This window comes from Micromonospora sp. NPDC049044 (genome assembly GCF_040649215.1).
Lineage (GTDB): Bacteria > Actinomycetota > Actinomycetes > Mycobacteriales > Micromonosporaceae > Micromonospora.
Genome location: NZ_JBEZFA010000011.1, coordinates 1 through 25,634 on the forward strand (window position 1 = coordinate 1; position 25,634 = coordinate 25,634).

Here is a 25,634-nt window from a genome sequence, read left to right on the forward strand (position 1 = left end):
GCGTCAGCGCCCGCATCGCCCAACGCATCCTGGCCCTGACCGCCGCCATCTGGCACAACCGCAACACCGGCCAACCCATCACCCGATCCCTGATCGCCTATGACCACTAACCAGGGTTAGGACTTACTCGTCTAGGTCTGTCCGGGCTGCTCTTAATGCGGCTAGAGGCGAGCCGGGGGAGTACGCGCTGAATGGCGCTGCTGATGACTTCTCTATCAAAAGTATTCAAGGCTACAGGATCTATGAGCTTGGCACGGAGAAGTATTTCGGCGCTGAGATCGTCGTAGAAGTCCTAGGAAAGAACGTAGGTGACTAGCAATGGCGAAGTTCGTATTGCACAACACGCGTATTTTCGCTGGTGCTGCTGACTTGACGGGTTATTCAAACAAGATCGAGCTATCGAGTGAGCGTGAGGAAAAGGACGTCACTGCCTTCAACCCTGCTGAGGGTCAGGCTGGCTGGAAAGAAGTCATAGGAGGCTTGGCCTCTACCAAGATCTCTGGTGAGGGTCAGTGGGAGGCAGGCGATCCGTCCAGAGTGGACAACGAGTCTTGGTCTGGCCTGGGTGCCATCGGCGCATGGACCATCTGCCCTACTGCGGCTAGCCCTGGCGGCCTGGCGTACTTCACCAATGCCCTACGGACGTCCTACGAGCTAGGCGGCAAGCCTGGTGACGTAGCCCCATGGAAGGCAGACGCGTCAGGCACCTGGCCGCTAGTACGGGGAGTCTCCGTGCACGGGCCTGGCACAGCTCGGACGGCTACAGGAAGCGCACCAGGCGTACAGGCCGTACCGGTGCCTGCTGGCAAGCAGCTCTATGCAGCCCTGCACGTGCTCTCTATCGCTGGCACAGCTACACCAAGCCTGACTGTGACTGTGGAGTCAGACGATGCCGCAGGCTTTGCCTCTCCGACTACGCGCCTGTCATTTGCTTCGGCTACAGCCGTTGGAAGTCAGATCCTCCGATCTGCAACGACAAACGCTGACACCTATTACAGGGTCAGCTACACCATTTCTGGCACGTCTCCGAGCTTCCTGTTCATGGTGTCGGTAGGCGTCGCCTAAATCCCAAGCAATCACAACCCAGCATCCAAGACGGGTGCTGGGTTTCTTATTACCTTTTGGAGCTTCCAATGGCAAAGCAAGTAATTACGGCTGCATACCTGGCGCTAGGCGGCACTGATCTAAGCAGCTACACCAACAGCATTGAGCTGAGTGTTGAGGCCGACGAAAAGGATGTCACTACTTTCACCTCAGGTGGTTGGAAGGAGAACATTCCTGGTCTGAGGTCCGGCACTCTGGCTATTGAGTTCAAGCAGGACGTTGCAGCTTCCGCACTTGACTCGATTATGTGGGCAAACTTTATCGGCGGATCTGCCGTGACTTTTGAAGTCCGGGTATCGAATGCCGTTGTCGGTACGTCAAACCCTAAGTACACAGGCAACGTCCTGGTCAAGGAATGGACGCCTATTGGCGGTGGTGTCGGTGACGTGGCTGAGGTCAAGGTTTCCTTCCCTACTTCTGGTGCTGTCACTCGCGCAACGGCCTGATAGCCATGATTGAGATGAGCGTAGATCAGCAGGCGCTACAGGCTATTGGTAAAGCACTCAAGTCAGAGGTAGACGGCAAGATGTTGCGCCGAGATCTGGCTAGAGAGATGCGCCAGGCGCTTGAGCCAGCCAAGTCAGAAGTCCGCTCAGCGCTGATGTCTATGCAGACCGGTGGAATGCCCGTAGAGGGTGCCGGACTGCGTACACAAGTCCTGAAGGGCTTGAAGGCTGAGGCTCGCCTATCTGGCAAGGCGACAGGTGCCCGTTTGCGTATCAAGCGCACACCTGGCGTTCGTGGATTCACACACGCACCTAAGCGTCTCAACAGGCAAGGCGGCTGGCGACACAAGGTATTCGGACGTGACGTCTGGGTGCAGCAGGAAGGCCAGCCCGGCTATTTCGACAGGGCAATCAAAGACAACGCAGCGAAGTACCGGGATGCCGTTCTAGCGGCCATGGAGAAGACTGCGCAGAGAATTGCGAGGAACGCACGATGATTGTTACTTACACGCCTGACGGTGATCAGGCTCAGCAGTGGGAATTCAGCCCTGGCCGTATCAAGTCTTCTGAGGCAGAGATTCTACAGAAGCGCTATGGCGGCACTTGGGATGAATTCAAGGTTGGTGTCCTCAAGGGTGACATGCGTGCCCGCAGAGTCATGCTCTTTCATTGCCTGCGTAGGGAGCACCACACGCTGCGCTTTGAGGACATGCCTGACTTCTTTGACGAGGAATTAGAGCTTGAGTTCACAAAGGCAGAACTTGAAGGAATGCGCGCACAGGTTGCGCAGGCATCAGGCCTTAACGCCGATGAGCGTGAGTCAACCCTAGCCGCACTTGACGTTCAGATTGCTGACGCTCCGGAAGGCTTGGGAAAAGCGAGTTCGAAGAACTAGTTGACCGGTACTGGTTCAACTTCGCTGAGGTTCTTCACCTCAACATTGAGCAAATCTATGCACTGCCCGCTGATTACTTCTATCAGGCAATCGAAGCATTCAAAAAGATGAAGAAAGACATGGACGAGGCGAGGTGAGTTCCGATGGCTGACACAAGCGTAGTGTTTAACGTCCTCGCCAAGGATAAGGCATCAAAGGTATTCGACAACATCCGAGGTAAGGCGGCTGTTGCTGGTGCCGCTATTGGCGCTGTGTTGGCTGCTGGTCTGGCTACTGGCTTGGCTGGCACTTTGGAAAAGAGTAAGTCTGATGCGCTGCTTGCAGCACAGGTAGGCGCTACTCCTGCGGTTGCTACGAAGCTAGGCCAGGTGTCAGGTTCCCTGTATGCCAAGGGTCTGGGTGAGTCAATCCAGGATTCCACCAACGCCATCAAGGGAGTTATTCAGAACGCTCTAGTTCCATCCGATGCGAGCAACGCAGCTATTGAGGCTGTCTCAGCAAAGGTCATGACTCTTGGGTCTGTAATGACTGAGGAGTCGGACAAGGTATCTGCTGCTGTGTCGACCATGCTTAAGACTGGTATGGCTAAGTCGGCTGAGGAAGCCTTTGATGTCCTGACCCGGGGAACACAACTAGGTGTCAACAAGCAGCAGGATCTTCTAGACACCTTCACTGAGTATCCGGTTGTCTTCCGTCAGCTTGGTCTAAACGCCACTACCTCTATGGGTCTGCTGTCACAGGCTATCGCTGGTGGTGCCCGCAACTCTGACGTAGCTGCTGATGCTCTGAAGGAATTCGCTATCCGTGCTCAGGATGGCTCTAAGACAAGTGCCGCAGCCTTCAAGGCTTTGGGCTTGGACGCTGAGAAGATGACATCTGCTGTTGCTGCTGGTGGACCTAAGGCAACTGCTGCTTTGGGATCTGTTCTGGACAAGCTACGGGGAATCAAAGATCCGGCTGAGAGAGCGCAGATTGCGGTAGGCCTGTTCGGTACCAAGTCTGAGGACATGCAGAAGGCTTTGCTGTCCATGGACACGAGCAAGGCTGTAGGACAGCTAGGCAACGTGGCTGGTGCTGCGGACAAGGCAGGAAAGACACTTGAGCAAAGCGCTGGCGCGAAGCTTGAGAGCTTTAAGCGTCAAGCACAGCAAGCTCTAGTAACGACACTGGCACAAGCCATTCCGACGATCGAAAGCACGTTTGGATGGCTGTCTAAGAATTCCGACTGGGTTGTTCCACTGACTGCCGGTATCGCTGCTCTTGCTGGTGCTATCTACACAATCGTTGTAGCTATGCGGATTTGGTCAGCCGTGCAGGTTGTTCTTAACCTGGCGCTTTGGTCATCTCCTGTCACATGGATTGTGTTGGCGATCGTTGCGCTAGTTGCTGCGATTGTGCTTATTGCTACCAAGACGACATGGTTCCAGACGATCTGGAATACCGCTTGGGGAGCGATCAAGGCTGCGGCATCAGCGGTATTCAACTGGATTGTTTCTGCGTGGAACAACGCTATTGGATTCCTAGCTTCAGCTTTGCTGTCTTGGTCATCAACCTTCTCTTCTACTTGGGGCAAGGTGCGTGAGGTTGCCTCATCGACACTTAATTGGATCACCGACAAAATCGGTTCCTTCGTCAATATGATCAAGGGTTTACCTGGTCGAATCAGTAGCGCCGCCTCAGGCATGTTCGACGGTCTGAAGAATGCCTTTAGAAATGGCGTCAACTGGATCATCAGTAAGTGGAACAACCTTTCATTCACCATTGGTGGTGGCTCGTTCATGGGAATGAACATTCCACACGCGAGCATGGGTACTCCTGACATTCCGTTCCTGGCTAAGGGTGGAACGATCACCGCTTCTGGTTTGGCGATTGTTGGTGAGAACGGGCCTGAGTTGCTAAGCCTGAATCGTGGCGCTCAGGTTACTCCGCTCACTACTACAGCTGGTCGGGCAAAAGAGCCTGAGAGCAAGAGCGGCGGAAATACTTACAACATTGAGGTCAAGTCCTATTCAGACAGGTTCAGCTTCTCGCAGGTGATGTCTGACCTTGCAATGCGAGGAGTCCACTAATGGCATTACTAGAAGGACAGGTACAGGTCGGGTCGCTCGTTATGGGACCTGGCACACCGTACAGGATCTTGGTGGCGTTTAACCCCAAGACTCGTAACGTCAGGGCTGATCAGGGTGGTTCTCGCTCGTGGGGTGATGGTTCGTGGTCTGGTGCCGAATGGGCAACTGAGCGGACCATCCCTATTCCTGTGTCAGTTCACGGCAGTGAGCCAAACCATGCTAGTTGGACTAAAGCAGACCAGGCGTTAGCCGCTGCGTTTGCTCCAACTCACAGCGATATTGAAATCCGGTGGGTCGAAGGCGGTATTGAATACATGATGCGTGGCAGACCACGCATGGTTGACCCTAACGTTGAGACTGTTGATCTGGGATATGCAATTACGCAGTGTGCTTTCGTGGCGCTAGATCCCACGACTTACAGCGGCACTGAGCACAGCGCCACGCTAGGCCTACCAACGTCCTCAGGTGGTCTGACACTACCTCTGACTGCGCCACTCACTATCGGTGCGACAGTCGCAACCGGACGTGAGTCGATCACCAATTCCGGCACTAAGCCAGTTGGGCTGAATCTGCGCATCAACGGTCCCGTTCAGCAGCCTAGGGTTTCGCTGCTTTCAAGCCTAGGGACAGCAACCCTTCAATTCTGGCTAAACCTGGAAACAGGGCAATGGCTGGATATCGACACTGGCACCAAAACGGTCTACCTCAACGGCACGGCTAGCCGCAGAGGCTCCATGACAGCGAGTGGCGCTGGTTGGCCTGTCCTGCCGTCTGGCACGTCAGAGATTGCTTTCGACTCATCCCTATACAACCCATCGGCATCCCTAACGGTGTCGTGGCGTGACGCATGGCACTGATTAAGGAGACATACAATGGCTGATCCGCTATGGATTAACGCATCAGGTGGTGCGCCTGCATATGCAGCAAATGAGATGCGGCAGGCTATGGCCCTGGCGCTGATGTACGACGGACGCAATCTAGGTGGTCGCGCTGGTGTTCGTCCTGGTGGCACTCAGCTCAAGACTGAGTTGTCGGGTAGCACCATCACCGTGAGGACTGGTATCTGCCTCATTGATCCCGCACTGTCAACAGCTCAGGGACCTTACTGGGTTGCTCTGCCTGCGGATGAGACACACACACTGTCTGCGGCGCACGCTACTAACCCACGTAAGGACAGAGTTGTCATTCGGGTCTACGACCACGATGAGGATTCGTCAGGCCTGCGTCTGGCTCGCTCCGAATACATTGTTGGTACGCCTAGCCCTACACCTAGCGCACCAGCCGTGCCAGCCGGAGCAATGCTGTTAGCGGATATCGACGTGCCTCAGTCGGGTGGTGGCTCAGCGGTTGTCACCGACCGGCGTCAGTTCACTGCCAGCAACGGTGGAATCGTGCCGGTGTCGGCAGCAGGTGACATCAGTGCATCAGTAGCCGGCCGCTACCGTCATCGTCTCGATACGAATCAGCTTGAGCGTGACACTGGCTCTGAGTGGATTCCTATCGCTCCGCTTGTTAGGCGCAAGGCAAATGACGAGGCTATCAGCAACAATACGACGCTACACAATGACACTGAACTGTTTATTACTGTGGCTGACCCAAACACGGTGTGGTCACTAGACGTATTCCTGCGTGTGCTGTCTCACCCGAATGCCGACATCAAGCTTAAGTGGTCGGTTCCGAGTGGAACGGTTATCACCTGGCTTGACGTAAACACAAGCCGTACAGAGCTACGTGAGACTGACACGCTGACAGTTCAGACGACTGGTCCGGCGGAAAACATCAGCCTGAGAGGCACTGTTAGCGTAGGAGCCACACCAGGCGCTATCCGTCTTCAGTGGGCACAGAGTGCATCTAACGCGGGCGTCACAGCAGTGCAGGCGCTTTCATGGATGCAGATGCAGAGGCTCCCATGAGTACCCTAATTACGTGGCTGGGATGTGACCTCGTGACAGGTCGCATCATTGAAGAGTTACCCGAACTTCAAGCCTCAGGCACGATCGGCGGGTTGCTGGGTGCCTACACATCAGCGTCTTTTAGGATGCCAATTCCGCTAGGTGGTCATGGCTCTGCACCTAAGAATTGGGAGTCCGCTACTGAGCCCGGCCGTACCATGATCGTGGCTGTATTGAACGGTTTACCGGTATGGGCTGGCATTGTGCTAGTGCGGGCTGCTGGCACTGAATCAATGCTTGAGCTTGGTTGTGTCTCGCTAGACGGCTACTTTGATCGTCGGTTTGTGCGTGACCATGAGTTCACTGCTGTTGATGAGGCGCTGATCGCTGCGCAGCTCATTGACGATGCCAACATTGAGGGAATCGGCTTTATGGTCGATGCTCCCGCAACAGGCACCCTGCGTGATCGCACCTACCTAGATCAGGATGACGCAACTGTCTATTCTCGCTTGCGAGAGTTGATGGGTGTTGATAACGGCCCGGAATGGAGCATTGCGCTTGACTGGGCTGATGCCTCTCAGACTACGGTTCTGAAGATTGCGACAGTCCGTAAGCGGATCGGCTTTGCCTCACCGAATCCTAATGCGGTGTTCTCTACTGGTGGAGCATCAGCCGTTCTCTCGTCAGAGGGTGTCTCTGGTGCCCGCTACACCTTCACTGAGGACTACACATCAGGCAAGGGTGCTAACTCGGTTGTCGCCACATCTTCAGGTGAAGGCGAGTCACGGCCACAGTCCGCACCAGCACAAGATGAGACGCTGCTAGGCGCTGGTTGGCCTCTTTGGGAACACAGGTACAGCCCCTCATCATCGATCATCAACACGAGCGTCCTAGACGCTCACGCAACGCATGCCTTGAATCTCATGTCACGAGGAGCACGCTCTCTGACGATTACTGCCAGGGCTGACGTCTACCCGGTATTAGGAACTGACTGGAATATCGGTGACGACATCGGCTATGAGCTGATCGGCCACAGGCATCCTGACGGACTTCAGGGTGTAGCTCGCGCTATCGGATGGGAACTAGATCCGCAAGCCGGAACTGTCTCGCCCATCCTTCTGACTTCAGGAGAGGAAGTGATCTCATGATTGCGTCTGATCAGACCCCGGGCGGTAGTGACTGGATTTCGCGTCGGCTTGCTGAGTTGGAACGTCAGGTACGTGAGCTACAAGCGGGAAGACGTCTTGAGGCAGCGACTATTGGTCGTGGTGGTCTAACCGTCAAGGGTGGTGGAAAGGTCAAGATTGAAGACGCCGGAGGATTATCCGTTACCGGCAGCATCGAAGCAAAGGGTTCTGTCCGTTTCAGAGACAGCAATGACGCTATTCAGGTCTACATGGGTCCGATCTCCTACAGCGGAGTGCCGGCAGGAATCGGCTGGTTCTTCAATCGGGCAAACGGCAATCGCGCGTTAACCCTTGAAGGCACAGATCCTAATAGTCAGTTCATGACTGTCAGGGATGACTCCGGAAACATCATTTTCTCTGACGATGCTGGTACCGGTCAGGGTCTAGCTAGGCCATACCTACCGGCAGCTAATTTTGGTATCAGCCTGAATGCTGAGACGTATCCGCAGGTTCCTGGCGTCACGTCTAGCACCTTCACCTCACTCTATGAAAACCGCACATACCTTACTCATCCTCGCTTGAGGATCAGAGCTTATGTGGGTAGTGATGTGGTAGGCACTACAGCCGAAGGTCGAATCACTCTTGACGGAACAGTCATTGCCACTTCTACAAGTGGTTGGATTGACGGCATTTATGACGTTCCTGGTTGGGGCACTACTGTTGGTTTCTCCAAAGAAGCTGACATCAATCTTCAGGTGCGACGCACAGGAGGAACAGGCCGCGCAATCGGCCAAGTGTATGCGTGCTACGGATACCGTTCACCATAATTAGGGGAAGCCTAGAAGGCTGCATTTAGGAGGCCTTATGGGCATGGAACTATTTTTACTAATCGGGGCAGCCTGTGGTGCGCTTCTCACTCTTCTCACGCTAATTACTCTCATCGCTAAGCCGATCCGTAAGGTAGCAAGGCAGAACGATGAGTTCCGTGAGGACTGGTATGGAGTAGCGGCTAGGCCTGGCCGTGCTGCTATCCCTGGTGTGCCTGAGCGACTAGCCAGGATTGAGAAGGAACTAAACCCTAACGGCGGATCAACGCTGCGAGACAAGGTTGATCTCTTAGGGCAGAGGCTCGATGATCACATTAACGGCCATGGCGCATGACAAACAGATAGCCCGGTACCCGTCCGTAGTGGATAGGTACCGGGCTATTTCTGTTTCTGGGCTAGTGCTCCTCGGGTAGCCCTACCTCGCACTCAAAGATGGATGCCCAGAAGTTGACCAGCGTCGCCAGGGAGCCAGAGTGAATCATGCTGCGGACACCAGAGCGCAGCAGCCAGGCTGAGCCGTCAGGGAAGACGAGAGCCCATCCCACAACCTCATCGTCTCGCTTCATTACGATCAGCTCAGGCTTGGTGCCAGCCTCTACCGAGATGATCGGTAGCTCAGCCACATCAGACGTTCCCTGGCTCATCGGTAGCTCCTCTGATTCAGGTTCTTCATGGCATGACTGCTGCGCCACTCAGCGCCGAGTGTCATCGGACGGGCGAGGATCATGGTTGGCGTGTCGTCCTGGTGCAGGTGCCTGGCGTTGGGCATCCCTGGTGCGCTCTCACGGCTCAGGTACGCGCCTGTCCTGTGCGGGTAGGCGGTTGCGGAGCCAGTCACGTCTAGCGCTGCCTGAGGCCTTCTGCGGAGCCTGTTGAGCACACGAGCCAGGAAGCCTGTCCGGTAGTTGCGCCTCTGCTTGGTCACTCTGCCTCCAAGGTTGCAGGGGGTTACAAGAGGTCAACCCTACGCGTCATCCCCTGTAGGGGTAGGCACCTGATAGACGCGACATGCCTACTCAAACCACCCATAGCCTCTGCTCATGGCGCTTGAGGTGTACGGGGCAGCAGAGATACAAGATCGTCTTGGCTTGTCTCGCCAGCGCACCTACATTTTGATAAACAGGCGAGACTTTCCAGCACCAGCAGCCACGCTCAAGATGGGTAGCGTCTGGCTCAAGGCTGATGTTGAGAAGTAGATTGCGGAGAAGCGTCCTCACCTCAATGAGAGCGACGAGGAATCCTAAGATTTCCGGGGAGGACACCAAGGGTGCTCCTGCTTAACACCCCGGACAGGGAAAAGGGAGGCCTCTTAGGAAGCCTCCCTTTTTTCATTCCTCCGGTATCCACCCGTAGAGGGCTAACCACAACTCCCACCGCTTTGTGTTGTGCCTCAGGCAGAACCATGCTCGTTGTCTAGTAGAGACATGCACCATCCTGACAGTTGCCTCAGAAGGGCACAGGAAACACATGGGCATACTCCCAATCCTTCCGTGCCTGACGTAGGCGAGCAGTTAGCTCCTCAATCTCCTTCTGCCTCTTAAGAGCAATGTCTAGGGCTGTCTCAATACGCTTTTGCTGGCTCATCGGGTTTCTCCTCTTCCTCGTGGCCTTACTTAATACATCGGAACCAGTCAGGATCAAACTCGCTATGTTGGCAAAGAAAAAGAGCCACCCCGAAAGGTGACTCTCTTCCTCCTGGTGCTGTTAGTCGTCGTAGATCTCTGAGTAGGTGATGATCGGCTCACCCGTGTAGTAGGTCAGGGTGGTGATCTTCTCGTCTGCCAGGTAGTCCGTCTGGGTGGTCACACCCTCGTGCAAGCAGCCGCAGGAGAGCAGCACAGAGTTCATGCCCTCTGCCGCGCCAACCTCGGTGAAGTTCCAAACCTTGCGTGCCTCAAAGCCGTTGACCGGGCCGTGTGTGATGCAGGCTGGCTGGTTCATTCCGTGACTGCCTTTCAAGGAATCAGGTAGTGAGTAATCGGCCCGTAGGCGCAGAGGATGACTAGAGCGGTGAGGAAGCCGAAAGCCCACTGACGGCTAGTCGGCACAAAGTCACGCAGTCTCATACCCCTGCCCTCTTTCGGACGTTGAAGAGCCTCTTCGGATTGATGCCGAGAGTTTCGGCAATCTCGCCGATCTTCATTCCTTCGGCACGCATGGCCTCATAGGCAGCCAGGATTTCGGCATCGCTCTTCTGTGCCGATTCCGGATGTGCCGGAACGACGTGCCGACGCTGACGAGGCTTGCTGACCTTTGCCGAATCGGCAGGCTTCACATCGGCAACAGGCTCAGGATCGGCAATCGGCAAAGCCTCAGGAGCAGGGGAAACGTCAACCTGTGCCGATTCGGCAGGGGTAGGAATCGGCAGGGGAGTAGGAATCGGCAGGGGAGTGGTTTGCTGATTGCCGATCGGCAGAGCCTTCTTCTTTCCGGCACGCACAAGCACTTCCACGGTCAGCAGCAACGCGACTGCCGGCCATGCCGATACAACCCTGCTGATGATGTCTGGATCGGCAACGATCACGTTGGCTGCCAGGGAGGCAAGCACACCAACCAGGAAGGCCAGCCATGCCGATCCCTTCTTCTCCCTGCCGTCACCGAGAGCCAGGCTGGCGACGAGGATCATGCCGTCTACCGACAGAGGCAGAAGGGCTGACAGGAACGGGCCTTGACCAGCCATCAGGGCTAGCTCGTACATGTGGCTGTAGCTGCCAACAAGGGCAACCAGGCTGACAACCACAGTGCAGATGATGGATGCGACACGTCTCGCGTTCATGGGGGTGCTCTCCTCTAGTTGATCTTGTCTAGAAGATCGGCACTCCGGTGAATCAAACTCGTTTTGCCTGCTCAGCAGCCCTGTGAGGCGTTTGATAGTCCCGAGTGTGCGCCACGGCGCACAACTTCGTGGGCCGCCCGATCAGCGGCTACCCGGAGCCGCTGTGCCTGCTCACCCGGCAGGCCGCCGAAGCGCTGCGCCGGGTGCAGGACGCCGCGCTGGCCGGCGGCCACAGCCTCAAGGTGTACGACTGCTACCGCCCGCAGCCCGCCGTGGACGACTTCGTCGCCTGGTCGAAGCGTCCCGGCGAGCAGCAGACAAAGGCGGAGTTCTACCCGGACCTGGCCAAGGACCGGCTCTTCGCCGACGGCTACATCGGGGCGCCCACGGCGCACAGTCGCGGCAGCACCATCGACCTGACGCTTGTGGACGATCCCGCCGCCAGCCAGCGCGCGTACCGGCCCGGACAGCCACTTGTCGCCTGCACCGCACCCCGAGGGCAGCGCTTCCCCGACAACAGCATCGACATGGGGACGGGCTTCGACTGTTTCGACTCCCGGGCGCACACCGCCGACCCCCGCGTCAGCGCGACGGCGCGGGACAACCGGCGGTTGTTGCGGCGGCTGATGACCGACGCCGGTTTCGTCAACTACGACCGGGAGTGGTGGCACTACAGCCTGCGCGACGAGCCGTACCCCGACACGTTCTTCGCCGCTCCGGTCGCCCGCTCGTCGGTCGGCTGATCCTCGGCGGGTCAGGTCCAGTAGAGGATCCGGCAGGTCGGTACGCGGGCGGCCAGTTCGGCGGTGAACCATTCGCGCAGCTCGGCCATGGTCTCGCGCGGGTAGACGTACTTCACCGCGCCGAACCTGCCGTGTTTACGGCTGCGGGCCTCCTCGTCCATCTCCAGCCGGGTGCGCGGGTACCAGCCCAGCAGCACCTCCTTGCTGCCCGGCGTGAACCGGTGGGTGATCAGCTCGGCGGTCAGGTCCAGGTCCGGCACCCCGTCGACCGCCGCGCGGACCTGGTCGAGCAACTCGCCGTAGCGGTCCCGCCAGTCGGGCAGCGCGATGATCGGCGCGATGGTCAGCCCCACCGGGTAGCCGTCGAGCGCGAGCCGGCGCAGCGCGGCCAGCCGGTCCGGCACCCGGGCGGTACCGCCCTCGAACCGTTCGCTGACCGGGGCGCAGTTGACGCTGAACCGGACCCGGGTCCGGCCGGCGTGCGGCAGTCCGACGAAGCTGTCCACGTCGGCGTACTTGGTGGTCCAACGCAACTGCACCGGCGCGTCCCAGGCCGCGAAGTGTTGCACCGCCCGCCGCCAACTGCCGGTGAGGTGCTCCAACGCGAGGGGATCGGTGTAGCAGGACGCCTCGAAGGTGGTGCCCTCGTCGGCGCGTCGCGCGTTGCGGCTGGTCACCGTCCCGCGCCCGGCGTACCCGGTCAGCCCGGCCAGGATGTCGTCGAGGTCGGCGTACACCCGGGTCACCGGTGGGCCGGACAGCGAGCCGGCGAGGTAGCAGTACTGGCAGTGCGCGGGGCAGCCCTCGGCCAGGTCGACGCGCCAGTCGGCGCTGGGTGCGATCGGTTGCAGGGTGCGCCGCGAGGGTGGGCTCACCACGATCGCCATTGTCGCCTTGGCCCGCGCGTACGTCTCCCGGTCGGTCTGCCCGCGTACCCCGGTGAGCCGGTTGGATCGCAGGTGTTCCACCTCGATGCCCAGCGCCCGCACCCGTTCGACGATCCGTTGTCCGTGCGGGTGCTCCAGCGCGGCCGGGGTGGCCACCACCCGGTCCGGGGTCCAGCGGCGGGCGGGCCGGGCCGGCGGCGCGAGGCCGGCCAGGTCGCGGGTCGGCACCCGCTCGCCGCTGGCGTCGTGCGGCGCGGCGGGCACGTCGATGGCGAGGGGCTTGTCGACGTCGACGGCGTCCGGACTGGTCACCGGGCCGGGGTACCCCCTACCGCAGGAATCCCACCCGAAAGGTCGATCCGTGATTGACGTGATCAGGTCAGAGGAATAACCTTTCGTCTATCTGTAAACAATGTGAACAGATGTACCTCGACGCGGCGGCGCGCGTCCCCCAGCGAAGGGACGATCAGGTGATCGCAGAACTCTCCACCCGTACCAGACGGATCCTGTCGTTGTTCGTCGCCCTCGTCGTGGCGCTGACCGTCGGCGTCGCCGTCACCGCCTCGCGCTCCGCGCAGGCCGCGCCGACGTTCAAGGTGCTGGCCTTCTACAACGGCACCTGGGACGCCGCGCACATCGACTTCGTCAAGGACGCCCGGGCCTGGTTCCCGCAGGCCGCCAACCAGTACGGCTTCTCCTGGGAGGCCACCAACAACTGGGGTCTGCTGAACACCGCGAACCTGGCCCAGTACAAGGTCGTCATGTTCCTGGACGACGCGCCGCCCACCGCGCAGCGCGCCGCGTTCCAGCAGTACATGCAGAACGGCGGGGCGTGGCTGGGCTTCCACGTCAGTGCCTGGACCGACAACCCGTCCAGCTGGAGTTGGTACTACAACACCTTCCTCGGCACCGGCTCGTTCCAGACGAACACCTGGGGGCCGACCCGGCTCACCATGCGCGCCGACAACCGCACCCACCCGGCCACCCGCAACCTGCCCGCGACGTTCCCCTCGTCGATAAGCGAGTGGTACTCCTGGAGCAACGACCTGCGGCAGAACCCGAACATCGACATCCTCGCCTCGGTCGACGCGTCAAGCTTCCCGGTCGGCACCGACCCCAACCAGTCCTGGTACGGCGGCTACTACCCGCTGGTCTGGAGCAACAGGCAGTACAAGATGCTCTACGCCAACTTCGGCCACAACGCGATGAACTACAGCACCAACACCGGGCTGTCGTCGACGTTCGACAGCCCGCAGCAGAACCAGCTGCTGATCGATGGACTGCACTGGTTGGCCGGCACCGGCACCGTCCCTCCGACCACGCCCCCGCCGTCCGACGGCACGATCTCGCCGACCGCCTGGCACACGGTTGTCAACCGGGGCAACGGCAAGTGCGTGGACGCCCGCGCCGCGGCCAGCGCGAACGGCACCGCCATCCAGCAGTACACCTGCAACAGCAGTGCGGCACAGCAGTACCAGTTCGTACCGACAAGCGGCGGCTACCTGCGGGTCAACAACCGCAACAACAGCGCCCAGGTGCTCGACGTGACCGACCGGTCGACGGCCGACTCGGCGCCGATCCAGCTCTGGTCCTACAGCGGCGGCACCAACCAGCAGTGGCGTGCCGAACCGGAGGGCGGCGGCTACTACCGCCTGGTCAACCGGGCCAGCGGCAAGTGCCTCGACGTGCCCGGAGCGTCCACTGCCGACAGCGTCCAACTCATCCAGTACGCCTGCAACGGCACCGCGGCGCAGTCGTTCCGGCTGGTGCCACAGGCGTAGTAGCGCCCGGCCCGGTGATCGCCCCGACCCGATCGGAGCAGCCGGTCTGCCGCCCCGCCTCATCGGCCGGCACGACCGGAGGTCGGTCCTTCGGCTCCGTCACCTCGGCACCGGCCGGTGGTGGCGGAGCCGAAGCCGACCGGTCCCGGTCCCCCGTGCGCGCGCGGCGCGGTGGTGCTGCCGACTCGCCGGCTCTCACCTCGTGCGCTCCAGGAGGGTGATGCTCAGCAGCGGGTACCGCCACCGCTGCGTCTCCCGGTAGCCGGCGCTGATCCGCTGCCGCTTGCCGGGCGTCATGTCGTCAAGGGGGTCGGCCGAGGGGTCGGCCCCGACGACCCAGATGCGCGGCGGGGTGCCCAGGCAGGTGGCGTTCGGACACTCGGTGGCCAGGAACCTGCCGTCGCTGCGCTGCGGGGCGACGCGCAGCACGTCCGGGGGGCGGGGGACGGGCAGGTAGCGCTCGTAGATGTCCCGCGGTGACCAGGGGATGCTCGGGTGGCTGTCCGGAAACACCACGACATCGCCCGGTTGGTAGCGGGGACCGATGACCGATGCGATGCGGTACGAGTCCTGGCTGTGGCCGGCGTGGGCGCGAATGGCGACCTGTGCGGGAAAGGCCAGGACGGCCGCGAGGCCGACCGCGGCGATGGCCGGCGACCGCCCGGCGCGGACCACTGCCGACGCCGCGAGGACGGCCAGCGCCGGCAGCACGACCAGCGCGTAGCGGGCCACCCAGACGTGCACCTGGGTGCCGGCGAGCAACAGCAGCGCCATCGGCACGAACGCCGCGCCGGCCAGGCAGACGTACGCCGGGTCGCGGCGCACGCCCAGAACCGCGAGGACGAGGACGAGCCCACCGACGGCCGCGGAGTGGAAGAGCCGTTCCGGGAACGCCTGGAGGGCACTCAGGTCGACGAGCGCGATCCAGGACACCTGGGCGGTCTGTCCCCGTCCCCAGATCGACAGCGCGAGCGCCGGCAGTAGGCCGATGCCGGCCGCCGCCGACCACCCGCGCAGAACCTGCCGGCCCTCGGCCCGGCGGGAAAGCTGGCACCAGCCGACCGCGACGGTGTGACCCGCGAGCATCAGGAGACCATTGAGCGGATGCAGCGACCCCACCACGCCGACGGCGGTGGCGTACCCGGCGAGGTGACCGCGCGTGGGCTCGGCCAGCAGCCGGATCAGGTACCACAGGGCGACTGCGGCACCGAGGATCACCAGCGCGTAGGACCGGGCCTCCTGGGCGTAGCGCGACGTGACAGGCAGGATTGCGAAGAGCAGCCCGGCCAGCAGACCGGTCCCGGCGCCGCCGAGTCGACGCCCGAGCGCGCTCACCACCACCGTGGCGACGGTGCAGGCGGCGACCGAGGGCAGCCGCAACGCGGCAGTGGAGGTGCCGGCCACCGTGACGTACCCCTTCATCAGGGCGTAGTAGGGGGTCAGCACCGCGTCCACCGAACCGGCGAGTTGCCACAGTTGCGACCAACTCAACCGGACCGCGCCCCAGGTGGCCAGCTCGTCGGCCCAGAGCGCCGGACCGGTCAGGCGCCACCGGCCCAGCAGCAGCGCGACAAGCGCGGGGATCACCCAACTCGCCACCGCCCAGCCGGGCCGGGTGTCGCTCGTCTCCCGATCCGCGTCCACCCGGGATGGGTTCGCTGCGGCGACGACGGTGCCGGCGTGGTGCGACGGCCAGGTGGCGGTGATCGTGGTTCTCCCTGAACAGGGGCCGGAAGTGTCCGCGCGAACCTAGCCGCGTCAGGTGAGCACACGACGTCGCGGAGTCGGACAGCAGGTGAACGGGAGTGCCGGGCAAATCGGTTGCCCGGTCCGCGCCGGCCTGTTGGACTACCGGAGACCGCCACCAAGCCCAAGGGAGCACCAATGCGCGCTGCGTCGATGTCCGACCAGAGGGGACCTGTCGCCTACCTGAAGGACCTGACGCTGCGTGAAAACCCTGAACCTCGGCATCCTGGCCCACGTCGATGCCGGTAAGACCAGCCTGACCGAACGCCTGTTGCACGCTGTCGGCGTGACCGACCAGCTCGGCAGTGTCGACGCGGGCAGCACCCGCACCGATTCCCTGGCTCTGGAGCGGCGACGCGGGATCACCATCCGCTCGGCCGTCGTCTCCTTCGTGCGTGACGACGTGACAGTCAACCTGATCGACACCCCCGGCCACCCGGACTTCATCGCCGAGGTCGAGCGGGTGCTCGGGGTGCTCGACGGCGCGGTGCTGGTGATCTCCGCGGTGGAGGGGATACAGCCGCAGACCCGGGTGCTGATGCGCACCCTGCGCCGGCTGCGCATCCCGACGCTGATCTTCGTCAACAAGGTCGACCGGGCCGGGGCGGACCCCGATCGGGTCGTACGGGCCATCGCGGAGAAGCTCACCCCGGCCGCGGTGGCGATGGGCTCGGTGGCGATGCCGGGGACTCGGGCCGCCCACTGCTCGCCGTACGGCCCCGCCGACGCGGCCTTCACCGAACGGCTGCTCGACGTGCTCGCCGGGCCGGACGACGCGCTGCTCGCCGACTGGGTGGCGGACACGTCGTCGGTGCCGTACCCGCGCCTGCGCCGGGCGTTGGCGACGTGGACCGGCGGGGCACTGGTGCAGCCCGTGTACGCCGGCTCGGCGATCACCGGCGCCGGCGTGGACGCGCTGATCGCCGGGATCACCGAACTGCTGCCGACCGTTCAGGGTGACGTCGACGCCCCGGTCTCCGGCACCGTGTTCGCCATCGAACGGGGCCCGGCGGGGGAGCGGATCGCCCTGGTCCGGCTCTTCGCCGGCACCCTCCGGGTCCGCGACCGGGTCCGCGTCGGTACGGCCGACGCCGCGCTTGTCACGGCGATACGGGTGGCCACCCTGGGGGCCGACGTGGTGGCGTCGTCGGTCGGTGCCGGCCACATCGCCCGACTGTGGGGTCTGACGCACGCGCGGATCGGCGACCCGGTCGGCGTACCCCCGGAACGTGCCGGCGCGGACCGCCACTTCCCGCCACCCACGCTGGAGACGGTGGTGGTGCCGGAGCGCCCCGTCGACCGGGTCAACCTCCACGCGGCGTTGACCCAGCTCGCCGAACAGGACCCGCTGATCAACCTGCGGCAGAACGACAGGCAGCACGAGATCAGCGTGTCGCTCTACGGCGAGGTGCAGAAGGAGGTCATCCAGGCCACCCTCGCTGACGACTTCGGCGTGCGGGTGACGTTCCGGGAAACCACAACGGTGCACGTGGAGCGGGTGTGCGGCGTCGGTGCGGCGGTCGAGGTGATCGCGGTGGCGCCCAACCCCTTCCTGGCCACCGTCGGGTTGCGGATCGCGCCAGCGCCGACCGGCGCCGGTGTGCGTTTCCGACTCGGCGTCGAGCTGGGTTCGATGCCACCCGCCTTCTTCGCCGCCGTGGAGGAGTCCGTGCGACGGACCCTGCGCCAGGGTCCGCACGGGTGGGAGGTTCCGGACTGCGAGGTGACGATGACCCACGCCGGCTACTGGGCGCGGCAGAGCCATTCGCACGGCAGCTTCGACAAGAGCATGTCCAGCACCGCAGGGGATTTCCGTAACCTGACCCCACTGGTGTTGATGGCCGCGCTCACCCGGGCCGGCACGCGGGTCCACGAGCCGGTGCACCGCTTCCGGCTGGAGGTGCCAGGTGACGTCCTCGGCACGCTGCTGCCGGCGCTCACCCGACTGGACGCGGTGCCGACCGACACCGAGGTGCGGGGAACGTCGTACCTGGTCTCGGGCGAGATTCCGGCGGCCCTGGTGCACACGTTGGAGCGTCGCCTGCCCGCGCTGACCCGGGGCGAGGGCGTGTTGGAGACCGAGTTCGACAACTACCGGCCGGTGCGCGGCCCCGCCCCGGTCCGGGCCCGGTGGGACAGCAACCCGCTGGATCGCAAGGAGTACCTGCTCGCGGTCGCCCGCCGGGTCGGCGGCCGGTAACGGCGATATCCATTGCGGACACGCCGCGGTCCTCCTACTCTCGGCGGCACAAGGTCGACCGAGCACACCCCGAAGGGAGTACGCCGTGCCACGACGCACCCGCACCGCTGCCGCGCGGTGGCTGCCCGCTGCCGGCGCGGCGCTGCTCGGCACCACCACGACCTGTGCCTATCAACCGTTGCGGTGCAACGAGCCGGGGTGGCGCGACTGACGCGGGCGCTGACGCGTCCGCCGGCCGCCCATCCCACCGGGATCGGGCGGCCGTTTCGTATCCCCGTACCGCCGCCGGACACCACCTTGCGGTCATCGCACGACAGAAGGAGACCACAGTGGGATTCACCCCGCTGGCCGGTACCCGGGCACCCGTCCGGGTCTGGACCGACCCGTACGCCATCGAGCCGCAGGCCGCCAAGCAACTGCGCAACATCGGCGCGCTGCCCTGGGTGCAGGGCGTCGCCGTCATGCCCGACGTGCACTTCGGCAAGGGCGCCACCGTCGGTTCGGTGATCGCGATGCGGCAGGCCGTCTCACCGGCGGCGGTCGGCGTCGACATCGGCTGCGGCATGTCGGCGGTTCGTACCTCGCTGACCGCCGCTGACCTGCCGGACGACCTGGCCGGGCTGCGCTCCGCGATCGAGGCCACCATCCCGGTCGGCTTCGCACAGCGGGACCGGGCCGTCGACCCGCGTCGGATCCGGGGCCTGGAGCAGCGCGGCTGGGACGACTTCTGGGGCCGGTTCGCCGGGCTGGACCGCCGGGTGGCGCAGCTGGAGACCCGGGCGCAGCGGCAGCTCGGCACCCTCGGCGGCGGCAACCACTTCATCGAGGTCTGCCTGGAGCAGGGCGGCGCCGACGAGGGCCGGGTCTGGCTGATGCTGCACTCCGGGTCCCGCAACATCGGCAAGGAGCTGGCCGAACGGCACATCGCTGTGGCCCGGCGTCTCCCGCACAACGCCGACCTGCCCGACCGGGACCTGGCCGTGTTCCTCGCGGGCACGCCGGAGATGGACGCGTACCGGCGGGACCTGTGGTGGGCGCAGGAGTACGCCCGGCGCAACCGGGCCGTCATGGTGGCCCTGCTCTGCGGTGTGGTGCGCGAGCACTTCCCGCAGGTCTCCTACGACGAGCCGATCAGCTGCCACCACAACTACGTCTCCGAGGAGAGCTACGACGGGGTGGAGGTGCTTGTCACCCGCAAGGGCGCGATCCGGGCCGGCCGGGGCGACCTGGGCATCATCCCCGGGTCGATGGGCACCGGGTCGTACATCGTGCGGGGTCGGGGTAATCCGGACGCGTACTGCTCGGCCTCGCACGGGGCCGGGCGGCGGATGTCGCGGGCGCAGGCGAAGCGGACGTTCAGCACGGCGGACCTGGCCACCCAGACCGCCGGGGTGGAATGCCGTAAGGACGCCGGGGTGGTCGACGAGATCCCCGGCGCGTACAAGGACATCACCGAGGTGATGTCCCAGCAGGAGGACCTGGTCGAGGTGGTGGCGCACCTCAAGCAGGTGGTTTGCGTGAAGGGTTGAGCAGCCGCGCGGGTCGGGTCACCGACCCGCGCGGCAGGCGTCTCAGAAGCCGACGAAGACCCGGCGCAGGTCGTCGAGGCTGACCGGGCCGGTCACCTCCACCCCTTCGGGGGTGTGTTCGCGGCCCAACCGTCCGGTGGCCAGCCGCAGCCACGCCTCGGCCGGGGCCGCCAGCTCCCCGTCGGGACGCTCCGGCGCGTCGACGACCTCGACCTTCTCGCCCAGCCGCAGCCCGAACGTCCGATCGGGCGCGTGCAGCCGGACCAGCAGGGTCGCCTCCCGCCCGCCCAGCTCCTGCGGGCGGCTGGTCCAGCCCAGCATGCCGCCGACCTGGTCGAGCAGCAGCGTCACCGCGTCCGGCGTGACCGCCGCGAACGGGTTGAACGCCACCTCGGTGTCCCACTGGTGCAGGGCGAACTCGCTGAGCCGGAACCGGGCCGCGGTGGCCACGTCGACCGGCTCCGGCAGGAAGCCGAGATCGATCCGCAGCGTGGCCCGGGTCTCGGCGTCCAGCGACTCGTACGCCTCGACCAGCCGCTGGTTGGCGGCGAGGAACCCGGCGGCGTGCTCGGCCGGGGGCATCGCGTCCCAGCGCGCCCAGACGCCGCGGTTGAAGTCCCCGTCCGGGCCGGGCTTGCCGGTGCGGGCGGCGTCCAGCGTCGCCAGGTTGATCTCGGCGCCGCTGCCGAGGTGGCTCAGCACCTGGGACACCTGCCACTCGCTGGCCCCCGACGGCCGGAGCAGGTCGTCGTCCTTGAGGTCCCGCACGAGCGCGGCGAGCTCCTCGTGGCCCGCGCGCAGAGCCGTGATGACGTGGTCAGCAGGGGTCGACATGGATCTCCTTAACCGGATTCTCGACGTTTGTCGGGACGCTACCCGACGTGTCCGCCGACCGGTCCACTCCACGCTCGGAGGGTCCGGCCGGCGGCCACGCCGGTCAGCTCAGCCCATGTGCACTGTGGTGCCGGTCGGTACGTCCTCCTTGCGCACCTTGACCAGGACCACTGTGGCCAGGCCGGCGAGCACGATCAGCGCCGCACCCCAGGCGAAGGCCACCCGGTAACCGTGCACCAGCGCCTCGACCTGGGTGACCGGGTTCGGTGCCCGGCCGACCAGGTAGGCGGCGACCGCGCTGGTGTAGAAGGTGTTCAGCAGCGCGGTGCCCAGCGAGCCACCGATCTGCTGGGTGGCGTTGAGCGTCGCGCTTGCCGCGCCGGCGTCGTGCTCCGGCACCCCGACCAGGGCGAGGCTGGACAGCGGGACGAAGGTGAAGCCCAGCCCCAGGCCCAGGATCACCTGGGCGGGCAGCAGGTGGGTGAGGAACGAGGTGTCCGCGTCGATCTGGGTGAGCACCAGCATGCCCAGGGCGGCGAGCGCGGCACCGGCGACCATCAGCGGCTTGGCACCCAGTCGCGGCATCAGCTGGCTGGCGCCACCCGCGGCGATCAGCACACCGGCGGTGACCGGCAGCGACGCGAGACCGGCTTCCAGGGGCTTGTACTGCAGTACCACCTGGAAGTAGAAGGTCAGGAACAGGAACGCCCCGAACAGGCCGGCGCCGATCAGCGTCGAGGTGAGGAACGCCCCACCCCGGTTACGGTCCAGCAGGATCCGCAGCGGCAGCAGCGGGTGGCTGGAGCGCAGCTCGATCACCACGAAGGCGGCGAGCAGCACCACGCCCGCGGCGATGAAACCGAGCGTCGCGGTGGCGTCCCAGCCGTCCTCGGCGGCCTTGGTGAAGCCGTACACCAGGGAGACCAGGCCGGCGGTCACCACGATCGCGCCGGGCACGTCGTAGCGGGTGTTGCCGTGTGCCCGGCTCTCCGGCACCAGCGGAAGCGCGAACGCGATGGCGATGGCGGCGACCGGGATGTTCACCAACAGGCACCAGCGCCAGTCGGCGTACTCGGTGAGCACCCCGCCGAGCAGCAGACCGACAGCCGAGCCGCCGCCGGCGATCGCGCCGTACACGGCGAAGGCCTTGGCCCGCTCGGTGGCCTCGGTGAACAGCACGGTGAGCAGCGCCAACGCGGCCGGGGCAAGCAGCGCACCGAAGGCGCCCTGCAACGCGCGGGCGGCGAAGAGCATCCCACCGGTGGTGGCCAGGCCGCCCAGCGCGGACGCCAGCGCGAAGCCGACCATGCCGACGATGAACGTGCGCTTGCGGCCCCAGTAGTCGGCGATCCGGCCGCCGAGCAGCAGCAACCCGCCGAAGGCCAGCGTGTAGGCGGTGATCACCCACTGTCGGTTCGCGTCCGTGATGCCCAGGTCAGCCTGTGCCTGCGGCAGTGCGATGTTCACGATTGTGGCGTCCAGGACGACCATCAGCTGTGACACCGCGATGACCGCAAGCGCGATCCAGCGCCGCGGGTGCGGCGCGCTTGTCGACGTCCCGGCGCCGGGTGCGCCAGGTGCGGTCGAGGTGGTTCCGGGCATGGTGAAGCCTTCCGTGTTGCGGATGTCGGTGGGATCAGGCCTGGGTCGGGCGGTCGGGCTGGTAGCGGAGTACCGGGATCAGCACCTGGTCGACGACCTGGATGAGGAACGCGTCGTCGGCGGGCAGGCCGTGCGCGACGAGGCGGGACATGGTGAGGGCCGGCGCGAGGTCGTGGAACAACTCCCGTTCGCCGGCCTCGGGAGGGATCTCCCCACGGGCGGCGGCGCGGACCAGGATGGCGGTGCTGGCCACCCGCCCGGCCGGCAGCACCTGGTGACGGACCAGACGTTCCAGCTCGGGGTTGGTCCGCATGGCGAAGGTCAGCGCCTGCATCAGGTCGCAGTCGGCCACGCAGATGGCGGCCGTGGCCCGCAGCAGCTCGATCAGGTCACCGCGCAGGCTGCCGGTGTCGGGCGGGTTGTGCACACCGACGTGCCGATCGCGCAGGGCGGCGACGACGAGCTCCGCCTTGCCGTCCCAGCGTCGGTAGATGGTGGCCTTGCTGACGTGGGCGCGGGCGGCGACGGCGTCGATTGTCATCCGGTCGAAGCCCATCTCGCCCAGCAGGTCGATGACCACGCCGAACAGGTCGCTGTCGGTGCAGCGGGGGACCCGGGCGGCCGGCACCCCGGCACCCGCTCCTACCTGCTGACCACCAAGCATCCTGTGCCCCCCCCGCGAAACGATGTCGTACCGACAGTAGTTCTGAAATGGTGAAGGTGCAGGTTTTCGTGAGTTGCGTCGCACCGAGTCATGGAAACGATTGCGTTTCGGGCGAGGGTCCGGCGGGTGAACTCGGTGCTCAGCCGCCGGGCGCGAGGAGCACCGGCACGGCCATCGTGTTGATCCGGGTGCCGTCGTGGGCGGACACCTCGTACACCTCGACAGTGCCCCGCTGCTCCCGGGCGGTGTGCCAGCCGACCACGACCCGGTAGCCACCCCGGCAGCCGCTGCCGCAACTGGCAGTGCCGAAACCGGCGGCCAGCTCCCGGCCGGCGGCGTCAAGCACGCGCACGCTCACCGTGGCCTCGAACACGTCGGCGGTGCCGGTGACGACGAGCGGGGCGGAGACGCGCTCGCCGGGAATCGGACCTACGACCACGATCGGTGGCAGCAGGTCCGCGTAGGCCGTCCGATCGACCGGGGCCGCGCCGTCGAGGCGGACCTGACGCACGCTGGGGAACTGGGTAAGCGTCCACACCACCTGCGCCTCGCGCAGCCGCCGGGTGACCGCGTCGCCACCGGGCGGCACCCGCAGCGTCGCCACGCCGTCGGCGATGCGCGTCACCTCGACGCCGGCCGGAAGCAGGGTGCTCATCCCGGTGGCGGCCTCCGCCGCCGTCGGCCCGTCGGCCAGTTCGTTGAGCGCCAGCCGGGACGTCGCGACAGTGGCCGGCCGGGTGCGCCGGGTCGGCACGAGTAGCCCGGCGCGGACGTACCACAGCTCGATGGTCACCACCTCGGCCCGGCGCGTGCCGGTGGACGCCGCCTTCGATGGGCCCGGTGTCCGCTGGGTGGGTGGTGGTCTCGGCCCCACTGTCGGGGTCGGGGCGGGTGCCGGACGGTAGGTGGGCGCGGCGCTCGGCGGCGACGCGGTGGGCGCCGGGCCGAGGTCACCGGAGCGGGGAGTGCCGCAGCCGGCGAGCAGGAGCGTCGCGACGAGCACCGGTACGCCCAGCCGCACCGCACCGCAGCCGCTCATCCCACACCGCCCGCCGTGCCGGCGGTACGCCCGACCCGCCCCGGGTCGGCACGGTCGTCCGGGCGCGGCACCCCTGGCTGCGCGCCGACGGGACCGTCGGCGGGCAGCTCCAGCCGGAACCGGGTGCCCTCGCCCGGTTCGCTGCGCACGCCGAGCGCGCCGCCGAGCAGGTTGGTGTGCTCCCGCGCGATGGCCAGCCCGAGCCCACTGCCCGGCGCGGAGCGCGCCGGGTCGACCTGGTGAAACCTGTCGAACACGCGGGGAAGATGCTCGGCCGGGATGCCGGGGCCCTGGTCGGTGACCTCGAAGACGACAAGGTCGCCCGCGCCGGCCACCCGCGCCGTGATCTCGCCACCGCCGTGCTCCACCGCGTTGGCTACCAGGTTGGCCAGCACGCGCTCCAGCCGACGCCCGTCGGTGCGCACCGTGACCGGGTCACCGGTGACCCGCACCCGCGTCGACCAGCCGCGCGCCGCGACGATGCCGTGCAGCAGCGCCACCGCGTCGACGGGCCCGACGGTCAACTGCTCCCGCCCGGCGTCCAGCCGGGAGATCTCCATCAGGTCCTCGACCAGCCGGCGCAGCCGGACCACGTCGTCGACAAGCAGCCGCGCCGCCGGCCGGGCGTCGTCGGGCAACCGGTCGAGGTGCTCGCGCAGCAGCGACGCCGCGGCCACCAACGCGGTCACCGGGGTACGCAGCTCATGTGCGACGTCGGCGGTGAACCGCCGCTCGCGGGCCTGCGCGGCGGACAGCGCCGCGATCTTCGACTCCAGGGCCTCGGCCATCTCGTTGAACGTCGCCGCCCAGACGCTGAACTCGTCGTGCCCGCGTACCGGCAGACGGGTGGTGAGCAACCCCTCGGTGAGCGCTCGGGCGGCCCGGCTGGCCCGGCCCACCGGCTCCAACGTGCGGCGGGCCAACGCGTGACCCACCCCGGCGGCGAGCACCACCACGAGCACCCAGCCGGCCACCAGCGCGGTGCGCAGCTGACCCAGGTCGGTGGCGACGTCGTCCTCCACGGTCAGCACGTACAGCTCGGCGGTCGAGCCCGGAATGCGCCCGCCGACCACCAGCAGCCGAGGACGTTCCGTCGGCGCGGAGCGCTGGTAACCGAGCCGCCCGTCCGCGACGACGGCCCGCAACCGGGTGCCCAGCACCGGGTCGTACGCGGGGTGCGAGGCACGGGCCGGGCCGTCGACGAGCAGCACGTGCCGACCGCTGGCCTCGAAGCTGGTGAGCAGTTCGGTGCTGCGCTGCTCGGTCAGCGGCAGGAACTGACCAGCGAGCACGAGCTGGTAGCGGGCGTCGGCGGCGGCCTCGTGCAGCGAGGCGTCCAACCAGGACTGCCGCAGCAGCAGCCCGGTCCCGCCGGCGAGCAGACCGGCTGAGACGCCGGCGACCAGGACGAACGCGATCGTCAGCCGGCGCCGCAGGCGGCCGGAGAGCACCGCGCGTCCGGCCATCGCCCAC

General features: G+C 64.9%; 22 protein-coding genes and 1 pseudogene. 14 read left to right on the plus strand and 9 right to left on the minus strand.

Going from position 1 to position 25,634, the window contains the following annotated elements; genetic code table 11:
- The 9 genes and pseudogenes from AB0B85_RS11350 to AB0B85_RS11390 all read left to right on the plus strand — a co-directional run.
- Positions 1-110, plus strand: a pseudogene (locus AB0B85_RS11350) (IS982 family transposase); the annotation flags it as partial.
- A gap of 1,023 nt (positions 111-1,133) precedes the next feature.
- On the plus strand, positions 1,134-1,550 hold the full coding sequence (locus tag AB0B85_RS11355) for a phage tail tube protein (RefSeq protein WP_357406073.1): 417 nt from the start codon (positions 1,134-1,136) through the stop codon (positions 1,548-1,550).
- Positions 1,551-1,555: 5 nt separating this feature from the next.
- A complete protein-coding gene (locus AB0B85_RS11360) occupies positions 1,556-2,047 on the plus strand; it encodes a hypothetical protein (RefSeq protein WP_357406075.1) in 492 nt (163 codons plus the stop codon).
- A complete protein-coding gene (locus tag AB0B85_RS11365; protein WP_357406077.1) occupies positions 2,044-2,445 on the plus strand; it encodes a hypothetical protein in 402 nt (133 codons plus the stop codon). The genes AB0B85_RS11360 and AB0B85_RS11365 overlap by 4 nt, the downstream gene beginning before the upstream one ends.
- A gap of 143 nt (positions 2,446-2,588) precedes the next feature.
- The gene (locus tag AB0B85_RS11370) at positions 2,589-4,514 is read left to right on the plus strand and encodes a phage tail tape measure protein (RefSeq protein ID WP_357406079.1); all 1,926 of its coding nucleotides are present in this window, start codon (positions 2,589-2,591) and stop codon (positions 4,512-4,514) included.
- A gap of 872 nt (positions 4,515-5,386) precedes the next feature.
- Positions 5,387-6,427, plus strand: coding sequence for a hypothetical protein (locus AB0B85_RS11375; RefSeq protein WP_357406081.1), 1,041 nt, complete (start codon positions 5,387-5,389; stop codon positions 6,425-6,427).
- A 32-nt stretch (positions 6,428-6,459) separates the two neighbouring features.
- The gene (locus tag AB0B85_RS11380; protein ID WP_357406083.1) at positions 6,460-7,554 is read left to right on the plus strand and encodes a hypothetical protein; all 1,095 of its coding nucleotides are present in this window, start codon (positions 6,460-6,462) and stop codon (positions 7,552-7,554) included.
- On the plus strand, positions 7,551-8,360 hold the full coding sequence (locus AB0B85_RS11385; protein ID WP_357406085.1) for a hypothetical protein: 810 nt from the start codon (positions 7,551-7,553) through the stop codon (positions 8,358-8,360). The genes AB0B85_RS11380 and AB0B85_RS11385 overlap by 4 nt, the downstream gene beginning before the upstream one ends.
- 1,040 nt (positions 8,361-9,400) lie before the next feature.
- Positions 9,401-9,556, plus strand: a complete 156-nt coding sequence (locus AB0B85_RS11390) for a hypothetical protein (RefSeq protein ID WP_357406087.1) — start codon at positions 9,401-9,403, stop codon at positions 9,554-9,556.
- A gap of 508 nt (positions 9,557-10,064) precedes the next feature.
- Here the strand turns inward: AB0B85_RS11390 and AB0B85_RS11395 are convergent.
- Positions 10,065-10,208: a hypothetical protein gene (locus tag AB0B85_RS11395; protein ID WP_357406089.1), complete on the minus strand. Its 144-nt coding sequence runs from the start codon at positions 10,206-10,208 to the stop codon at positions 10,065-10,067.
- 214 nt (positions 10,209-10,422) lie between these two features.
- Positions 10,423-11,136, minus strand: a complete 714-nt coding sequence (locus tag AB0B85_RS11400; RefSeq protein WP_357406091.1) for a DUF2637 domain-containing protein — start codon at positions 11,134-11,136, stop codon at positions 10,423-10,425.
- Between the two features lie 104 nt (positions 11,137-11,240).
- Here AB0B85_RS11400 and AB0B85_RS11405 point away from each other — a divergent pair, with 104 nt between their 5' ends.
- Positions 11,241-11,879 (plus strand): M15 family metallopeptidase, encoded by a 639-nt coding sequence (locus AB0B85_RS11405; RefSeq protein WP_357406093.1) that lies wholly within the window; start codon positions 11,241-11,243, stop codon positions 11,877-11,879.
- Between the two features lie 11 nt (positions 11,880-11,890).
- Here the strand turns inward: AB0B85_RS11405 and AB0B85_RS11410 are convergent, their stop codons facing one another.
- Positions 11,891-13,078: a spore photoproduct lyase family protein gene (locus AB0B85_RS11410; protein ID WP_357406095.1), complete on the minus strand. Its 1,188-nt coding sequence runs from the start codon at positions 13,076-13,078 to the stop codon at positions 11,891-11,893.
- A gap of 158 nt (positions 13,079-13,236) precedes the next feature.
- On the opposite strand from AB0B85_RS11410, the gene AB0B85_RS11415 reads away from it, so the two are divergent.
- Positions 13,237-14,547: an RICIN domain-containing protein gene (locus AB0B85_RS11415; RefSeq protein ID WP_357406097.1), complete on the plus strand. Its 1,311-nt coding sequence runs from the start codon at positions 13,237-13,239 to the stop codon at positions 14,545-14,547.
- 195 nt (positions 14,548-14,742) lie between these two features.
- Here the strand turns inward: AB0B85_RS11415 and AB0B85_RS11420 are convergent, their stop codons facing one another.
- A complete protein-coding gene (locus AB0B85_RS11420; protein WP_357406099.1) occupies positions 14,743-16,191 on the minus strand; it encodes a glycosyltransferase family 39 protein in 1,449 nt (482 codons plus the stop codon).
- Between the two features lie 304 nt (positions 16,192-16,495).
- Between AB0B85_RS11420 and AB0B85_RS11425 the strand changes: the two genes are divergently transcribed.
- The 3 genes from AB0B85_RS11425 to AB0B85_RS11435 all read left to right on the plus strand — a co-directional run bounded on the left by AB0B85_RS11425 (position 16,496) and on the right by AB0B85_RS11435 (position 20,022).
- Complete coding sequence (locus tag AB0B85_RS11425) at positions 16,496-18,493, plus strand: translation factor GTPase family protein (protein ID WP_357406101.1); 1,998 nt, start codon at positions 16,496-16,498, stop codon at positions 18,491-18,493.
- Between the two features lie 85 nt (positions 18,494-18,578).
- Positions 18,579-18,704 carry a hypothetical protein gene (locus AB0B85_RS11430; protein ID WP_357406103.1) on the plus strand — a complete coding sequence of 42 codons (126 nt, stop codon included), beginning with the start codon at positions 18,579-18,581 and terminating at the stop codon, positions 18,702-18,704.
- 118 nt (positions 18,705-18,822) lie between these two features.
- The gene (locus AB0B85_RS11435) at positions 18,823-20,022 is read left to right on the plus strand and encodes an RtcB family protein (RefSeq protein WP_357406105.1); all 1,200 of its coding nucleotides are present in this window, start codon (positions 18,823-18,825) and stop codon (positions 20,020-20,022) included.
- A gap of 42 nt (positions 20,023-20,064) precedes the next feature.
- Here AB0B85_RS11435 and AB0B85_RS11440 read toward each other — a convergent pair whose 3' ends face one another.
- The 5 genes from AB0B85_RS11440 to AB0B85_RS11460 all read right to left on the minus strand — a co-directional run bounded on the left by AB0B85_RS11440 (position 20,065) and on the right by AB0B85_RS11460 (position 25,627).
- On the minus strand, positions 20,065-20,856 hold the full coding sequence (locus AB0B85_RS11440; protein WP_357406107.1) for a maleylpyruvate isomerase family mycothiol-dependent enzyme: 792 nt from the start codon (positions 20,854-20,856) through the stop codon (positions 20,065-20,067).
- Between the two features lie 108 nt (positions 20,857-20,964).
- Positions 20,965-22,458 (minus strand): DHA2 family efflux MFS transporter permease subunit, encoded by a 1,494-nt coding sequence (locus AB0B85_RS11445; RefSeq protein WP_357406109.1) that lies wholly within the window; start codon positions 22,456-22,458, stop codon positions 20,965-20,967.
- A 34-nt stretch (positions 22,459-22,492) separates the two neighbouring features.
- Entirely contained in the window at positions 22,493-23,122 is a 630-nt protein-coding gene (locus AB0B85_RS11450) for a TetR/AcrR family transcriptional regulator (protein ID WP_357406111.1), read from the minus strand.
- A 139-nt stretch (positions 23,123-23,261) separates the two neighbouring features.
- Positions 23,262-24,161 carry a Gmad2 immunoglobulin-like domain-containing protein gene (locus AB0B85_RS11455; RefSeq protein ID WP_357406113.1) on the minus strand — a complete coding sequence of 300 codons (900 nt, stop codon included), beginning with the start codon at positions 24,159-24,161 and terminating at the stop codon, positions 23,262-23,264.
- Entirely contained in the window at positions 24,158-25,627 is a 1,470-nt protein-coding gene (locus AB0B85_RS11460; RefSeq protein WP_357406115.1) for a HAMP domain-containing sensor histidine kinase, read from the minus strand. The genes AB0B85_RS11455 and AB0B85_RS11460 overlap by 4 nt, the downstream gene beginning before the upstream one ends.
- Between the last annotated feature and the right edge of the window lie 7 nt (positions 25,628-25,634).

Coding starts and splice junctions, on each gene's coding strand:
- AB0B85_RS11355 (WP_357406073.1), top strand. CDS start 1,134: ATGGCAAAGCAAGTAATTACGGCTGCATACCTGGCGCTAGGCGGCACT.
- AB0B85_RS11445 (WP_357406109.1), bottom strand. CDS start 22,458: ATGCCCGGAACCACCTCGACCGCACCTGGCGCACCCGGCGCCGGGACG.
- AB0B85_RS11370 (WP_357406079.1), top strand. CDS start 2,589: ATGGCTGACACAAGCGTAGTGTTTAACGTCCTCGCCAAGGATAAGGCA.
- AB0B85_RS11460 (WP_357406115.1), bottom strand. CDS start 25,627: ATGGCCGGACGCGCGGTGCTCTCCGGCCGCCTGCGGCGCCGGCTGACG.
- AB0B85_RS11390 (WP_357406087.1), top strand. CDS start 9,401: ATGGCGCTTGAGGTGTACGGGGCAGCAGAGATACAAGATCGTCTTGGC.
- AB0B85_RS11385 (WP_357406085.1), top strand. CDS start 7,551: ATGATTGCGTCTGATCAGACCCCGGGCGGTAGTGACTGGATTTCGCGT.
- AB0B85_RS11360 (WP_357406075.1), top strand. CDS start 1,556: ATGATTGAGATGAGCGTAGATCAGCAGGCGCTACAGGCTATTGGTAAA.
- AB0B85_RS11440 (WP_357406107.1), bottom strand. CDS start 20,856: ATGTCGACCCCTGCTGACCACGTCATCACGGCTCTGCGCGCGGGCCAC.
- AB0B85_RS11455 (WP_357406113.1), bottom strand. CDS start 24,161: ATGAGCGGCTGCGGTGCGGTGCGGCTGGGCGTACCGGTGCTCGTCGCG.
- AB0B85_RS11375 (WP_357406081.1), top strand. CDS start 5,387: ATGGCTGATCCGCTATGGATTAACGCATCAGGTGGTGCGCCTGCATAT.
- AB0B85_RS11365 (WP_357406077.1), top strand. CDS start 2,044: ATGATTGTTACTTACACGCCTGACGGTGATCAGGCTCAGCAGTGGGAA.
- AB0B85_RS11400 (WP_357406091.1), bottom strand. CDS start 11,136: ATGAACGCGAGACGTGTCGCATCCATCATCTGCACTGTGGTTGTCAGC.
- AB0B85_RS11450 (WP_357406111.1), bottom strand. CDS start 23,122: ATGCTTGGTGGTCAGCAGGTAGGAGCGGGTGCCGGGGTGCCGGCCGCC.
- AB0B85_RS11395 (WP_357406089.1), bottom strand. CDS start 10,208: ATGAACTCTGTGCTGCTCTCCTGCGGCTGCTTGCACGAGGGTGTGACC.